11 protein-coding genes are annotated in these 13,844 nt (G+C 59.0%); 6 read left to right on the top strand and 5 right to left on the bottom strand.

All coding sequences use genetic code 11. The features are described from left to right. Window positions 1-32 precede the first annotated feature (32 nt). The gene (locus ACP7E3_RS21705; RefSeq protein WP_128191697.1) at window positions 33-344 is read left to right on the top strand and encodes a chorismate mutase; all 312 of its coding nucleotides are present in this window, start codon (window positions 33-35) and stop codon (window positions 342-344) included. Window positions 345-581: 237 nt separating this feature from the next. Beyond that, complete coding sequence (locus ACP7E3_RS21700) at window positions 582-1,667, top strand: type I restriction endonuclease (RefSeq protein WP_426124308.1); 1,086 nt, start codon at window positions 582-584, stop codon at window positions 1,665-1,667. 95 nt (window positions 1,668-1,762) lie between these two features. Here the strand turns inward: ACP7E3_RS21700 and ACP7E3_RS21695 are convergent, their stop codons facing one another. Next, window positions 1,763-2,053, bottom strand: a complete 291-nt coding sequence (locus tag ACP7E3_RS21695) for a DUF3077 domain-containing protein (RefSeq protein WP_017848262.1) — start codon at window positions 2,051-2,053, stop codon at window positions 1,763-1,765. Between the two features lie 428 nt (window positions 2,054-2,481). On the opposite strand from ACP7E3_RS21695, the gene ACP7E3_RS21690 reads away from it, so the two are divergent. After that, complete coding sequence (locus ACP7E3_RS21690) at window positions 2,482-2,838, top strand: hypothetical protein (protein WP_046381987.1); 357 nt, start codon at window positions 2,482-2,484, stop codon at window positions 2,836-2,838. A gap of 71 nt (window positions 2,839-2,909) precedes the next feature. Next, window positions 2,910-3,407 (top strand): GreA/GreB family elongation factor, encoded by a 498-nt coding sequence (locus ACP7E3_RS21685; protein WP_017848264.1) that lies wholly within the window; start codon window positions 2,910-2,912, stop codon window positions 3,405-3,407. Here ACP7E3_RS21685 and gdhA read toward each other — a convergent pair. Together gdhA and ettA are read right to left on the bottom strand one after the other, a co-directional pair. Beyond that, complete coding sequence (gdhA, locus tag ACP7E3_RS21680) at window positions 3,404-4,741, bottom strand: NADP-specific glutamate dehydrogenase (protein WP_108525511.1); 1,338 nt, start codon at window positions 4,739-4,741, stop codon at window positions 3,404-3,406. The genes ACP7E3_RS21685 and gdhA overlap by 4 nt on opposite strands. Window positions 4,742-5,040: 299 nt before the next feature. After that, window positions 5,041-6,705, bottom strand: a complete 1,665-nt coding sequence (gene ettA, locus ACP7E3_RS21675) for an energy-dependent translational throttle protein EttA (RefSeq protein ID WP_017848266.1) — start codon at window positions 6,703-6,705, stop codon at window positions 5,041-5,043. A 285-nt stretch (window positions 6,706-6,990) separates the two neighbouring features. On the opposite strand from ettA, the gene ACP7E3_RS21670 reads away from it, so the two are divergent. Together ACP7E3_RS21670 and glyA are read left to right on the top strand one after the other, a co-directional pair. Continuing rightward, entirely contained in the window at window positions 6,991-10,842 is a 3,852-nt protein-coding gene (locus ACP7E3_RS21670; protein WP_057005133.1) for a sensor domain-containing protein, read from the top strand. Window positions 10,843-11,086: 244 nt separating this feature from the next. Continuing rightward, window positions 11,087-12,340: a serine hydroxymethyltransferase gene (glyA, locus tag ACP7E3_RS21665; protein ID WP_017848268.1), complete on the top strand. Its 1,254-nt coding sequence runs from the start codon at window positions 11,087-11,089 to the stop codon at window positions 12,338-12,340. 186 nt (window positions 12,341-12,526) lie between these two features. Here glyA and yjiA read toward each other — a convergent pair whose 3' ends face one another. Further along, window positions 12,527-13,486, bottom strand: a complete 960-nt coding sequence (yjiA, locus tag ACP7E3_RS21660; protein WP_126588653.1) for a GTPase — start codon at window positions 13,484-13,486, stop codon at window positions 12,527-12,529. Window positions 13,487-13,642: 156 nt separating this feature from the next. Next, window positions 13,643-13,840 (bottom strand): YbdD/YjiX family protein, encoded by a 198-nt coding sequence (locus ACP7E3_RS21655; protein ID WP_017737420.1) that lies wholly within the window; start codon window positions 13,838-13,840, stop codon window positions 13,643-13,645. Between the last annotated feature and the right edge of the window lie 4 nt (window positions 13,841-13,844).

Genomic DNA, 13,844 nt, shown 5'->3' with positions numbered 1-13,844 from the left:
AACGCCCAACCAGAATCAGGAGTTCACTCAACATGGCCGTTACCTGCACCACCCTTGAAGAAGTCCGAAGCAACATCGACCGCCTCGACCAGCAAATCGTCAGCCTGTTGGCCGAACGCGGCCACTACGTTTCCCAGGCGGCACGCTTCAAAAAAGACACCGACGGCGTCAAGGCACCACAGCGCGTCGAACAGGTGATCAGCAAAGTACGCAATCTGTCCCAAACGGTCGGCGCCAATCCCGACGTCACCGAACAGGTGTACCGCGCGATGATTGCGGCGTTTATCCAGCAAGAATTGGCTGAGCATGCTGCGCTGGCAGGAGTTGACAGATCATCCGCCTAGACTATCCGTCTACCTATCCAGAGTTTTCAGACTTTTTGTCCTGCACACACAAATTTTTCGCACACCTGCAACCTATTGATAAATAGATAAGAAATTTACGAACTTTTTTAGCTTTTTTTCAATTAAAGACAAACAACCTCTTACCGCATTTTCTTTATGGTTTTTTGTGTCTAGTATCAGATGGCTGTCAATTTGCCACCACATCTATACACGGAACCGAATAGGTAAGAGGTTTATATGGAATTTTTTGAAAAGCTCACCAGCCTGGCAGCCAAAGTTCGACTGCAAGGCCCCGCCATCCAAACAGAAGAAGCTACAAAAAATGCTTTTGTAATGCCTTTTATCAACACGGTGCTGGGCTACGACGTGTTTGATCCACAGGAAGTGATGCCAGAATTTGTCTGCGATGTCGGGACAAAGAAAGGTGAAAAAATCGACTACGCTATCATGAAAGACGGTGAGGTTCAGATACTTATCGAATGCAAAAAAATCGGTGAGTCATTGAGCATCAATCACGCCTCTCAGCTTTTCCGTTACTTTCACGTCACAAGCGCAAGAATATCAATTCTCACCAATGGTCAGGTCTATAGATTTTTTACTGACCTAGATGCCCCGAACAAAATGGACGAGAAACCATTTTTAGAATTGGATCTGCTAGACATTGATGAGTACTCCATGCCGGAGCTGATAAAGCTGACTAAGTCGGCCTTCGACGTCGACTCAATCATCAACGCTGCGGGAGAGCTGAAATACGTTAGCCAACTCAAAAAACTCATCGGCGCTCAAGTCAGCAAGCCAGAAGATGACTTCGTAAAATTCTTCGCATCCCGCGTTTATGAGGGAGTAATCACGCAGAAAGTGCGTGAGCAATTTTATGAACTGACTCGAAAAGCCTTAGCCCAGTTTCTAAATGACCAGATCAACGATCGCCTGAAGTCAGCGATGAGCGGCACGATCCAACCGATAATGACATCGATGCCCGTCACAAACAGCGCAAACGCAGATACTCAGGATAGAGACGAGTCAGGAGACAAGATCCTGACTACGCTGGAAGAACTGGAGGGTTATCACATCGTTCGGGCCCTTGTCCGATCAGTGGTCGATGCCAAACGAATTGTTCAGCGAGATACCCAAAGCTATTTTGGGATATTGTTGGATGACAACAACCGCAAACCAATTTGTCGTCTTCACTTCAACCGAAGCCAGAAGTACCTCGGGATTTTTGACGAAGAAAAAAACGAGACACGTCATGCGATCTCTTCCATTGATGAGATATACGAATACGCAGATCAGCTGAAAAAGACCGTGGGTTATTACGCTTGATGGTTGCAGGGTGATAGCGGGAAGCCTCTTACAAGGCTATCGATAAACCTGTGGCAAGTGGGCTTACCCGCTCGCCACAGGAACAGTGTCTACCTTTAGGCTGCGGGTGTTAGCGCCTGAGTCAGATCATCCACTACAGCCTTGCCCATCTCACATAAAAAATGTGCAGCCCAGGCATATTGTTCGCCACGGACATCCATGGCGGCTTCCATTGCAAGTTTCTTAGAGTAGTAAAGCAGGGTGGAGGCGTGCTCTAGCGCTTCATCAATGGGCATGCCGGCATTGACGCGAAACAACGGTTTTTCGTTTTCGCCGTAGTCGCCGAACGTAACGACGCCTAGGGTGGTGATTGAGGACTGTGGTGGATCGGGCACGACTTTAGTCATGATGCACCTCTAAGTGAAATAAAGGACCACCACAACACGTCGCTAAACATGAAGGGGTGGCAGCTGTACGCAGGTTAGCGAACCGGTCACCTAGACACCCGGCAGATCCGAAGATCTCCCACGCACAGCCGCCATAACACGATATCGACGAACGTAAAAACCGCCGGCCTAATGTGTACAGAGGATGCGTCTCGGTGGTTCGGGTCGCTAAACCCGGTCACTGTTTTCACAGCGAAGTCAGGAGGCTAGTGATCCAAACCCTAAGGCGCAATAGGGCAGAGATTCTCTAGGAATCGTCCTGCAATTTAAAGAGAATCGTCATTGATGGCCCTTTAACCCAACACCTTTCTCACCCCCCTTTCACATCCCCCCGACGAATCCCCTTCTAAACTTCCCCTATCAGCCGTGAAACGGCCAGGGAGCGAGTAATGTGGCGGTATGCAGTAATGCTGTGTGCGGTGCTGGGGTTGTCGGGTTGCCAATCGACCCATCAGGAGTTGCTGGCCAAGGGCTATCCACCGGCGTTTGCCGATGGCTTCGATGACGGTTGCAGCAGTGGTCGCCAGGCCGCGGGGGTGATCACCGGGGAGTTTCGCAAGAATGTGCCGCGTTATCTGAAAGACCGCGTATACGCCGAAGGCTGGGAAGATGGCTTTCGCCAGTGCAAGGCCATGCGCGAAAACGAGGAGTTACGCGATTACAAAGATCATCACTGGGACGAGCGCGAGCGCGCCTGGCAGCAGGAGAAGGATCGCGACGCAGCCAAGGCTTATCGCTCGCAATAGGTCGCTTTCAGACATTCGTCGAAACTTAAGTGCGGCGAACATGGCCCAAACGCTTATAGAGGGAGCCTGTCATGAGCCGAGCTTTTGTGAATGAAGACAGCGCCGCCGCCCAGGCCGACCCACCGGTCGAGCGTCAGGTCAGCGAGCAACCCAATCGCCTCACCGCGCGCGGGTTGGCGCAGTTGCAGGCCAAGGTCGCGCAGTTGCAGCAGGAATACAGCGTCGAATCCGCCAAGGGCGAACAGGCCGACAAACAGCGCCAGGCCGACCTTGAGCGGGATTTGCGTTACTTCAACCAGCGGCTACAGAGTGCCCAGGTGGTGGCGCCGGCCGTGTCCACCGACAAGGTGCAGATCGGCAGTTGGGTGACCTTTGCCAATGAGCAGGACGAGCAACAGCGCATTCAGTTGGTCGGTGAAGACCAGGCCGATGCCGGTGCGGGCCTGATCAACTGGGGTTCGCCCCTGGGTCGGGCGCTGCTCGGGGCCCGGGTGGGCGACGAGGTGCTGTGGCAGCGCCCCGTCGGCGATCAGTTGATCGAAGTGCTGCGCATCGAGGCCGAGACCTAGACGATGCCTTGGGCCAGCATCGCGTCGGCGACTTTGACGAAGCCGGCGATATTCGCGCCTTTCACGTAGTTGATCCGGCCGTTTTCCTCACCGTAATGCACGCACGCGTGGTGGATCGACTGCATGATGTTGTGCAGTTTGCTGTCCACCTCACCGGCGGTCCACAGCAGGCGCATGGCGTTCTGCGACATTTCCAGGCCACTCACCGCCACGCCGCCAGCGTTGGACGCCTTGCCCGGGGCGAACAGAATGCCTGCGTCGATAAAGATATCCACAGCCTCCAGGGTGGTCGGCATGTTGGCGCCTTCGGCCACGCAGAGGCAGCCGTTGCGCAACAGGGCGCGCGCAGCGTCGGCGTTGAGTTCGTTCTGGGTGGCGCATGGCAGCGCGATGTCGCACGCCAGTTCCCACGGGGTTTTACCGGCGCGGAACTCCAGGCCGTAACGGGCCGCCAGTTCGCTGATGCGACCGCGCTGGACGTTTTTCAGCTCCAGCAGCGCCGACCATTGCTCCTCCGTCAACCCGTTTTCGGCGTACAGGGTGCCTTCGGAGTCGGACAGCGAAATCACCTTGCCGCCCAGGTCCATGACCTTGCGCGCCGCGTATTGCGCCACGTTGCCGGAGCCGGAGACCGCCACGCGTTTGCCCTCGACCCGCTGGCCATCGCGCTTGAGCATTTCTTCAGCGAAGTACACGCAACCGAAACCGGTGGCTTCGGGGCGGATCAAGCTGCCGCCGTAGGTCATGCCTTTGCCGGTCAGCACGGAGGTGAACTGGTTGCTCAGGCGCTTGTACTGGCCGAACAGGAAACCGATCTCGCGGGCACCCACGCCGATATCGCCGGCCGGGACGTCCACGTCCGCGCCGATATGGCGGTACAACTCGCTCATGAACGCCTGGCAGAAGCGCATCACTTCGGCGTCGCTCTTGCCCTTGGGGTCGAAGTCCGAGCCGCCTTTGCCGCCGCCCATGGGCAACGAGGTCAGGGAGTTTTTGAAGGTCTGTTCGAAGGCGAGGAATTTCAATACGCCCAGGTTGACCGACGGGTGAAAGCGCAGGCCGCCCTTGTACGGGCCGATGGCACTGTTCATCTGGATACGGAAACCGCGGTTGACCTGAACCTTGCCGTGATCATCGACCCACGACACCCGGAAAGTAATCGCACGTTCCGGCTCGCAGATGCGCTCCAGGATGCCCGAGGTCAGGTAGTGAGGATTGGCTTCAAGAAACGGCCACAGGCTGCGTAGGACTTCTTCTACGGCCTGGTGGAATTCCGGCTGGTCGGGGTCGCGTTTCTTCAGGCGGGCAAGGAAGGATTCAACGGATTCGATCATGAAAAGTCTCGGCAAATTTATTGTCGTTAAGGGCGATTGAGCCGGACTTTATCAATTCATGTCGCACCGCGACAGGGCAAAATGTCGCCTTTGTGAATTTAAATGGTGCATTGGATATAAATAAACCTGAAAAACAGGCATTTATCGCACCTAAAAGGGGATTTCAAAACGGCGCCATGCACCAACTGAAAAACCGCTATCGGAGGCAAGCCTCCTCCCACATTTGATCGATGTTCGTCAGGAAGTCATGGGCAAAAAAAACGGAGCCCGAAGGCTCCGCTTTTCCAAACCGACCCGAATCAGGCCAGTTTCTTGTGACGTACACGGTGCGGCTGGGCAGCGGCTTCGCCCAGGCGTTTCTTGCGATCCGCTTCGTACTCGGTGTAGTTACCTTCGAAGAACACCGCCTGCGAGTCATCTTCATACGCGAGGATGTGGGTCGCGACGCGGTCGAGGAACCACCGATCGTGAGAGATCACAATGGCGGCGCCCGGGAAGTCCAGCAGGGCTTCTTCCAGGGAACGCAGGGTTTCAACGTCGAGGTCGTTGGACGGTTCGTCGAGCAGCAGGACGTTGCCGCCCTCTTTCAGGGTCAGGGCCAGGTGCAAGCGACCACGCTCACCACCGGACAGGTCCTTGACGAACTTCTGCTGGTCGCCACCCTTGAAGTTGAAACGGCCGACGTAGGTGCGCGACGGGATTTCATAGTTGCCGATACGGATCTGGTCGGAACCGTCGGAAATCTGCTGAAACACAGTTTTGCTGCCGTCGAGGTCTTCGCGGCTTTGGTCCACGCAGGCCAGTTGCACGGTTTCACCGACTTCGATGGTGCCCGAGTCCGGGGTTTCCTTGCCCATCAGCATGCGGAACAGTGTGGATTTACCCGCACCGTTACCGCCGATAACGCCGACGATCGCGCCTTTTGGCATGGAGAACGACAGGTTGTCGATCAACACGCGGTCGCCATAGCCTTTGGACACGTTCTTGAATTCGATGACCTTGTCACCCAGGCGCGGACCGGCCGGGATGTAGATCTCGTTGGTTTCGCTGCGCTTCTGGAATTCCTGCGACTGCATTTCTTCAAAGCGTTGCAGACGTGCCTTGGATTTGGACTGGCGGGCCTTGGCGCCTTTGCGCACCCACTCCAGTTCTTCCTTCATGGCTTTTTCGTGGGCCGATTGCTGCTTGGATTCGGCGGCCAGACGGTCGGACTTGGCTTCGAGCCAACCGGAGTAGTTGCCCTCGTAAGGGATGCCGGCGCCACGGTCGAGTTCGAGAATCCAGCCGGCGACGTTGTCCAGGAAGTACCGGTCGTGCGTGATCGCAACCACGGTGCCCGGGAAGTCGTGAAGGAAATGTTCCAGCCATGCGACGGAATCAGCGTCCAAGTGGTTGGTCGGTTCGTCGAGCAGCAGCATGTCGGGAGCCGACAGCAGCAGGCGGCACAGGGCCACACGGCGCTTCTCACCACCGGACAGGTGTTCGACCTTGGCGTCCCACGCCGGCAGGCGCAGCGCATCGGCGGCGACTTCCAGCTGGCGATCGAGGTTGTGACCGTCGCCAGCCTGCAGGATGGCTTCGAGCTTGGCCTGTTCGGCGGCCAGCTTGTCGAAGTCAGCATCCGGTTCGGCGTAGGCGGCGTAGACTTCGTCCAGGCGGGCCTGGGCGTCCTTGATCACGCTGACGGCTTCTTCGACCACTTCGCGCACGGTCTTGGCCGGGTCCAGGATCGGTTCTTGCGGCAGGTAGCCGATGTTCAGATCGGGCATCGGGCGGGCTTCGCCTTCGAACTCGGTGTCGACGCCGGCCATGATTTTCAACAGGGTGGATTTACCCGAACCGTTGAGGCCGAGCACGCCGATCTTGGCGCCGGGGAAAAAAGACAGCGAAATGTTTTTCAGGATTTCCCGCTTCGGCGGAACAACTTTGCCCAGCCGATGCATGGTGAAGACGTATTGAGCCATGGTGAACCTAGCGTCAGTGACTGATGAATTGAGCGGGCGAAGCCCGTGCCAGACCATGCGCCGCGCGGGCCGTTGACCTTGATCAATGCCTGCGAGCGGAAAAAGCCTGATTGTCTGGGGCTGGAACGCCCCCGCGTAACCGGCAAAGCTACCTGAATGCGCCAGGGCAGTCCAGCCAGGCAGGACTGGCACTTTGCCACAAGTCAAGGCATGCTAGCCGCCCTCCGGGCGTCCGGCTTATAGTGCATGTCGCGCGCCAGTCCAGCCAAACCGCAGGATCACAGTTTGTCCAACGTCACGCCGCCTACTCCCCTGCGCGCCGCTCACATAGCGCCGGGAGCGCCCCTGCACGGCACCCTCAAAGGCGCATTGGCGACGCTTGTCCTCATGTTGCTCGCGTTATTGTTCTGGCAACTGCTCGACCAACTGCAGCAGAACCAGAAAAACCAGCAGCAATACACCATCGACTACAGCGCCGACCTGGCGGAACAGATCAGCCTGAACATGGCCCTGAGCGCACAGATCGCGCTGAATCTGCTGCCGATGGTCGAGCCGCCGCGCAACGACGAACAGCAACAGGCGTTGATGCTCAGCTTGCAACGCTCTCTGCCGGAACTGCGCAGCTTCGCGCTGCTCGCCCCCAGCGGCGCGATAATCCGCGACACGGCCAAAGACAGCCAGGACAGCGACTTCCTCGAGGAACTGGTCAAGCGCAGCCATTCCCAGCCCTACTACCTGAGCAACGACAACAACGGCACCATCATTTATCTGCTGCTGCATCAGCCCAGTGGCGATTCGAAAATGTACTGGGCGCTGCGCCTGGCGCCGAACTACCTGGCCAACCTTACCCGCCAGGATGGCCAGGGCCAGCGGCCGATGTGGGCCGTCGAGAATCGCCTGAACCACCACGTAGTCAGCCGTGACAGCGGCATGCCGACACAATTGGCCGCAGCCCTGACCCCGGACGAGTTGAAAAAAAGCGTGCTGGTCACGCCACTGAGCAAAAGCGACTGGCAACTGCGCGGCCTCTTCGACCGTAACGCCGTGCTGGAACAATTGCTGCCGGCGTTTATCGGCAAGTGCCTGCTGGGCCTGGCCTTCTCGTTGGTGCCGGTGATCGTGCTGTTGAATATGCGCCGCCGCCAGCGCCAGGTGAACGAAGGTCGGCGGCGTTATCAGGATATTTTCGAAGGCACCGGCGTGGCCCTGTGCGTGCTTGACCTGTCGGGGCTCAACGCGTTCTTCGACAAGGCCAAGATCCGCACGCGCGAGCAATTGCACGGGTGGCTGCAGGGCAACCCCGAAGCGCGTCGCCAGTTGCTCAAGGAACTGCGCGTCACCGAGGTCAACCAGGTGGCGGTGCGCCTGTTGAACGTCAGCTCGTGCGAGCAAGCCTGGGAACGCCTGATCGATGACTGCCCACGCAACGCCACGGCTATCGGCTATCAGGTGCTCGAGGCGGTGCTGACCCAACAGAACCAGTTGGAACTGGAAATCCAGCTCAACGATGTGCTCGGCAACAACCAATACCTGTGGCTGGTGATGCGCCTGCCGGAACAGCGCGACGACTTCAAGGCGGTGATCCTCAGCATCAGCGACATCACCAGCCGCAAGCTGATCGAACTGTCGCTGGTGGAGCGCGAAAGTTTCTGGTCGGACGTGGTGCGAACCGTGCCCGATCACCTGTATGTGCAGGATGTGATCAGCCAGCGGATGATTTTCAGCAACCACCACCTGGGCCACACCCTCGGCTATAACAAGGCCGAATTGCAGCAAATGGGCGAGTACTTCTGGGAAATCCTGCTGCACCCCGAGGACGCCGAGCATTACCACGACTTGCGCCAGCAGCAGCGCCAGGCCGGTTATTCGAGCCAACTGCAATGCCAGTTGCGCTTTCGCCACCGCAACAATCAATGGCGCCGCTTCGATATCCGCGAGCAAGCCCTGGCCGGGGACAAGACCGCGCAGGTCACGCGCATCATCGGCGTGGCCAAGGACATTACCGATCAGATCGAGGCCAGCGAATCCCTGCGTGACAGCGAACAGCGCTACCGCATGCTGGCCGAAAGCATCAGCGACGTGATCTGCTCCACCGACAGCCGCCTCGCCCTCAACTACATCAGCCCCTCGGTCAACGCCGTGCTGGGCTATGACGTGGACTGGGTGTTCAAGAATGGCTGGCAGTCGATCATCGCCAACCCGCAGCAATTGGCCGGCATCTACAGCCTGGTCGAGCAAGTCAGCCGGGCCTTGGGCGACGCCGAGGCGCTGGCCAAGCTGCGCGATGACATCCACACCCAACTGTACCTGTTCGACTGCCTGCGCGCCGACGGGCGTAAAGTTCCGATCGAGCTGCGCCTGGTGCTGGTGTGGGACGAGCACGGCGCCTTCGAGGGCATCCTCGGCGTCGGCCGCGATATCAGCCAGCAGCGCCGCGCCGAGAAAGACCTGCGCATGGCCGCCACGGTATTCGAGCACTCCACGTCGGCGATCCTGATCACCGACCCGGCCGGCTATATCGTGCAGGCCAACGAGGCGTTCAGCCGCGTCAGTGGCTACGCCGTGGCGGACGTGCTCGACCAGTTGCCGAACATGCTCACCGTCGACGAGCAGCAGGAAGCCCACCTGCGCTACGTGCTCAAGCAGTTGCACCAGCACAGCACCTGGGAAGGCGAAGTGTGGCTCAAGCGCCGCAACGGCGAGCATTACCCGGCCTGGGTCGGCATTACCGCCGTGTTCGACGATGAAGGCGACCTGGCCAGCTACGTCTGCTTCTTCAGCGATATCAGCGAGCGCAAGGCCAGCGAACAGCGCATCCACCGCCTGGCCTATTACGACGCCCTGACCCACCTGCCCAACCGCACGCTGTTCCAGGACCGCCTGCACACCGCGCTGCAGTCGGCCGAACGGCAGAAGTCGTGGGTGGTGCTGATGTTCCTCGACCTCGACCGCTTCAAACCGATCAACGACTCCCTGGGCCACGCCGCCGGCGACCGCATGCTCAAGGAGATGGCTACCCGCCTGCTCGGTTGCGTGGCCGAAGACGACACCGTGGCGCGCATGGGCGGTGACGAGTTCACCCTGCTCCTGCAGCCGCGGATCAGCCGCGAAATGGCGCTGAACCGCGCGATTCACGTGGCCGAGCAAATCCTCGCCAGCCTGGTCAGACCGTTCGTGCTGGAAGGCCGCGAGTTTTTCGTCACCGCAAGTATCGGCATCGCCCTCAGCCCGCAGGACGGCAACGAGCTGAGCCAGTTGATGAAAAACGCCGACACTGCGATGTATCACGCCAAGGAGCGTGGCAAGAACAACTTCCAGTTCTACCAGGCCGACATGAACGCCAGCGCCCTGGAGCGCCTGGAGTTGGAAAGCGACCTGCGCCACGCCCTCGACCAGAACGAATTCGTGCTCTATTACCAGCCGCAATTCAGTGGCGACGGCAAACGCCTGACCGGCGCCGAAGCCTTGCTGCGCTGGCGTCACCCGCGCCGTGGCCTGGTGCCGCCAGGGGACTTCATTCCAGTGCTGGAAGAGTTGGGCCTGGTGGTGGACGTGGGCGACTGGGTGATCAGCGAAGCCTGCCGCCAGCTCAAGAGCTGGCACCAGAACAAGGTGCGGGTGCCGAAAGTCTCGGTGAACATCTCGGCGCGGCAATTCTCCGATGGTCAGTTGGGTGAGCGTATCGCCAGCATCCTTGAGGACACCGGCCTGCCGCCGGCGTGCCTGGAGCTGGAGCTGACCGAAAGTATCCTGATGCGCGAAGTCAACGAAGCCATGCAGATCCTCGCCAGCCTGAAAAACCTCGGCCTGAGCATTGCGGTGGACGACTTCGGCACCGGTTATTCGTCGCTCAACTACCTCAAGCAATTCCCCATCGACGTGCTCAAGATCGACCGCACCTTCGTCGACGGCCTGCCGTCCGGCGAGCAGGATGCGCAAATCGCCCGTGCGATCATCGCCATGGCCCACAGCCTCAACCTGGCGGTGATCGCCGAGGGCGTGGAGACCCATGAGCAACTGGACTTCCTGCGCGAGCATGGCTGCGATGAGGTGCAAGGTTATCTGTTCGGGCGGCCGATGCCGCCGAATCGGTTCGCGGCGCAGTTCAGCAATGATGCGCTGTTCATGTTCGACTGAGAGTTTGTGGTGAAGCCGCTGGCCCCATCGGGAGCACGTCGAATCGTCGCACCGCCCCTCCCACACTTCGATTTGTGAATACATTCAAATGTGGGAGGGAGCTTGCTCCCGATAGCGGCGGTACAGTCCCCCCCACGTCAGATGAACACCACTTGTCCGCGACATGACGTCCTTTCATATGCCATCTAAAACCCATTAGGTTAGAATGCCTTCCTTTTCTGCCCCCCGATCCTTGAGGACCGCCATGTTCAGCCGTGATTTGACCATTGCCAAGTACGACGCCGATCTCTTCGCCGCCATGGAGCAAGAAGCCGTGCGCCAGGAAGAGCACATTGAGCTGATCGCTTCGGAAAACTACACCAGCCCTGCGGTAATGGAGGCTCAAGGTTCGGTTCTGACCAACAAGTACGCCGAAGGCTACCCAGGCAAGCGCTACTACGGCGGCTGCGAATACGTCGACGTGGTTGAGCAACTGGCCATCGACCGCGCCAAGCAACTGTTCGGCGCCGATTACGCCAACGTCCAGCCACACGCCGGCTCCCAAGCCAACAGCGCCGTGTACCTGGCCCTGCTGCAAGGCGGCGACACCATCCTGGGCATGAGCCTGGCCCACGGCGGTCACCTGACCCACGGCGCCAGCGTTTCGTCCTCCGGCAAGCTGTACAACGCCGTTCAATACGGTATCGATGCCAACGGCCTGATCGACTACGACGAAGTCGAGCGCCTGGCGGTCGAGCACAAGCCAAAAATGATCGTGGCCGGTTTCTCTGCCTACTCGCAGATCCTCGACTTCCCACGTTTCCGCGCCATCGCCGACAAAGTGGGCGCGTACCTGTTCGTCGACATGGCCCACGTGGCCGGTCTGGTCGCCGCTGGCGTCTACCCGAACCCGGTGCCGTTCGCTGACGTGGTCACCACCACCACCCACAAGACCCTGCGCGGTCCGCGTGGCGGCCTGATCCTGGCGCGCGCCAACGCCGAGATCGAGAAGAAGCTCAACTCTGCGGTATTCCCAGGCTCCCAAGGCGGCCCGCTGGAACACGTGATCGCCGCCAAAGCGGTCTGCTTCAAAGAAGCCCTGCAGCCTGAGTTCAAGACTTACCAGCAACAAGTGGTGAAAAACGCCAAGGCCATGGCCGAAGTGTTTATCGCACGCGGTTTTGACGTGGTATCCGGTGGGACTGAAAACCACCTGTTCCTGCTGTCGCTGATCAAGCAGGACATCTCCGGTAAAGATGCTGACGCCGCCCTGGGCAAAGCCTTCATCACCGTGAACAAAAACTCCGTGCCGAACGACCCACGTTCGCCGTTCGTCACCTCGGGCCTGCGTTTCGGCACCCCGGCCGTGACCACTCGTGGCTTCAAGGAAGCAGAGTGCAAGGAACTGGCCGGCTGGATCTGCGACATCCTGGCTGACCTGAACAACGACGCCGTGATCGACGCGGTCCGTGAGAAGGTCAAGGCCATCTGCAAAAAGCTGCCGGTGTACGGCGCTTGATTGCAGTTGCTTGAATAAAAAGCCCGGCTCTTGAGCCGGGCTTTTTTATGCAGATCAGGATTTGGAATACCGGCCAATGTGGGAGGGGGCTTGCCCCCGATGGCGGTGGGTCAGTCGACACATGTATGGCTGACACACAGCTATCGGGGGCAAGCCCCCTCCCACATTTTTGATCGCATTTCCAAGTTAGGCTTGATAGACCTTCGCAAAACCCTCGCGAATCTTGTCTTCCGGCAACTCATCGGCAATAAACACGATCACACTCTCCCGCGTTTCGCCCTCGGCCCATTCGGTATCCCAATCGAAACCGTAGAGCTTCAGCACGCCCTGGAACACCATGCGCCGGTCTTCCCCGGCGATGTTCAGCACGCCCTTGTAGCGCAGCAGTTGCTTGCCGTGGTCTTCCAACAACTCGTTCATGAACTCACTGAGGCGGTCGATATCCAGCGGCTGTTCGGTGCGCAGCACCAGGCTGGAGATGCGGTCGATGGACGGCGCGGCGCTGACCGGGCGCAGGTTCATGCCGGCGTTGAGGTTGAAGCCGCGCACGTCGAGCAGCTCGGCCAGGTCGATGGCGCCGTGGTCGACCACGCGAATCGGCGCACGGCGGTTGATGCGGGTCAGGCGCTGGCTGAGGGCATCGAAGCTGGCTTCGTCCACCAGGTCGCGCTTGCTCACCAGCAGGCGGTCGGCAAACCCGATCTGTGCCTGGGCGATGGTTTGGGTCAGGTGGTGCTCGGCGTGGGCCGCGTCCACCAGGGTGATGATGCCGTCGAGGATGTAGCGCTCGCGCAGCTCTTCATCGATGAAAAAGGTCTGGGCCACGGGGGCCGGGTCGGCCAGGCCGGTGCATTCGATCACCAGGCGGTCGAAGGCGATTTCGCCGCTGTCGAGACGTTCCAGCAACAGATACAGGGCTTTGGTCAGGTCGGTGTGGATGGTGCAACACACACAGCCGTTGGACAGGGTCATGACTTGCACGGGCTCGTTGCCCAATAGCTGGGTGTCGATACCGGCGTCGCTGAATTCGTTTTCGATCACGGCGATTTTCAAGCCGTGCTCGGCTTTGAGCAGGTGACGCAGCAACGTGGTCTTGCCGGCGCCGAGGAAGCCACTGAGGACCGTGACGGGAATGGGAGAGGACAAAGACAGTTCTCCTGAAAATGGGGAGGTAAAAACAACTGTAGGAGCGCGCTCGCTCGCGAAGAACGTCAACGATAACCCGTGCTAACTGGATGCACGTGGTGTCCTTGCGTTGTTCGCGAGCAAGCTCGCTCCTACAGGTAAAGCGGTTTTACCAACTTAGCAGCACTTGGGCCCACCCTTGCCGCCGTAACGGGCTTCCTGGCGTTCCCGGAAGAACGTCTTGTAGTCCATCATCGGCTTGTCCGGGTGTTTGGTTTGCATATGCTCGACGTAAGTGTCGTAGTCGGGCATGCCGACCATCAGGCGCGCGGCCTGACCGAGGTATTTACCGAGGCGACTGATGTCATTGAACATGGCT

Source organism: Pseudomonas sp. PSPC2-3, from assembly GCF_049898265.1.
Lineage (GTDB): Bacteria > Pseudomonadota > Gammaproteobacteria > Pseudomonadales > Pseudomonadaceae > Aquipseudomonas > Aquipseudomonas veronii.
This window is presented reverse-complemented; position numbering and strand designations above follow the sequence as displayed.

Excerpts from the sequence above, each read along its gene's own strand:
- ACP7E3_RS21705 (WP_128191697.1), top strand. The coding sequence starts at position 33 with ATGGCCGTTACCTGCACCACCCTTGAAGAAGTCCGAAGCAACATCGAC.
- ACP7E3_RS21700 (WP_426124308.1), top strand. The coding sequence starts at position 582 with ATGGAATTTTTTGAAAAGCTCACCAGCCTGGCAGCCAAAGTTCGACTG.
- ACP7E3_RS21695 (WP_017848262.1), bottom strand. The coding sequence starts at position 2,053 with ATGACTAAAGTCGTGCCCGATCCACCACAGTCCTCAATCACCACCCTA.
- ACP7E3_RS21690 (WP_046381987.1), top strand. The coding sequence starts at position 2,482 with ATGTGGCGGTATGCAGTAATGCTGTGTGCGGTGCTGGGGTTGTCGGGT.
- ACP7E3_RS21685 (WP_017848264.1), top strand. The coding sequence starts at position 2,910 with ATGAGCCGAGCTTTTGTGAATGAAGACAGCGCCGCCGCCCAGGCCGAC.
- gdhA (WP_108525511.1), bottom strand. The coding sequence starts at position 4,741 with ATGATCGAATCCGTTGAATCCTTCCTTGCCCGCCTGAAGAAACGCGAC.
- ettA (WP_017848266.1), bottom strand. The coding sequence starts at position 6,705 with ATGGCTCAATACGTCTTCACCATGCATCGGCTGGGCAAAGTTGTTCCG.
- glyA (WP_017848268.1), top strand. The coding sequence starts at position 11,087 with ATGTTCAGCCGTGATTTGACCATTGCCAAGTACGACGCCGATCTCTTC.
- ACP7E3_RS21655 (WP_017737420.1), bottom strand. The coding sequence starts at position 13,840 with ATGTTCAATGACATCAGTCGCCTCGGTAAATACCTCGGTCAGGCCGCG.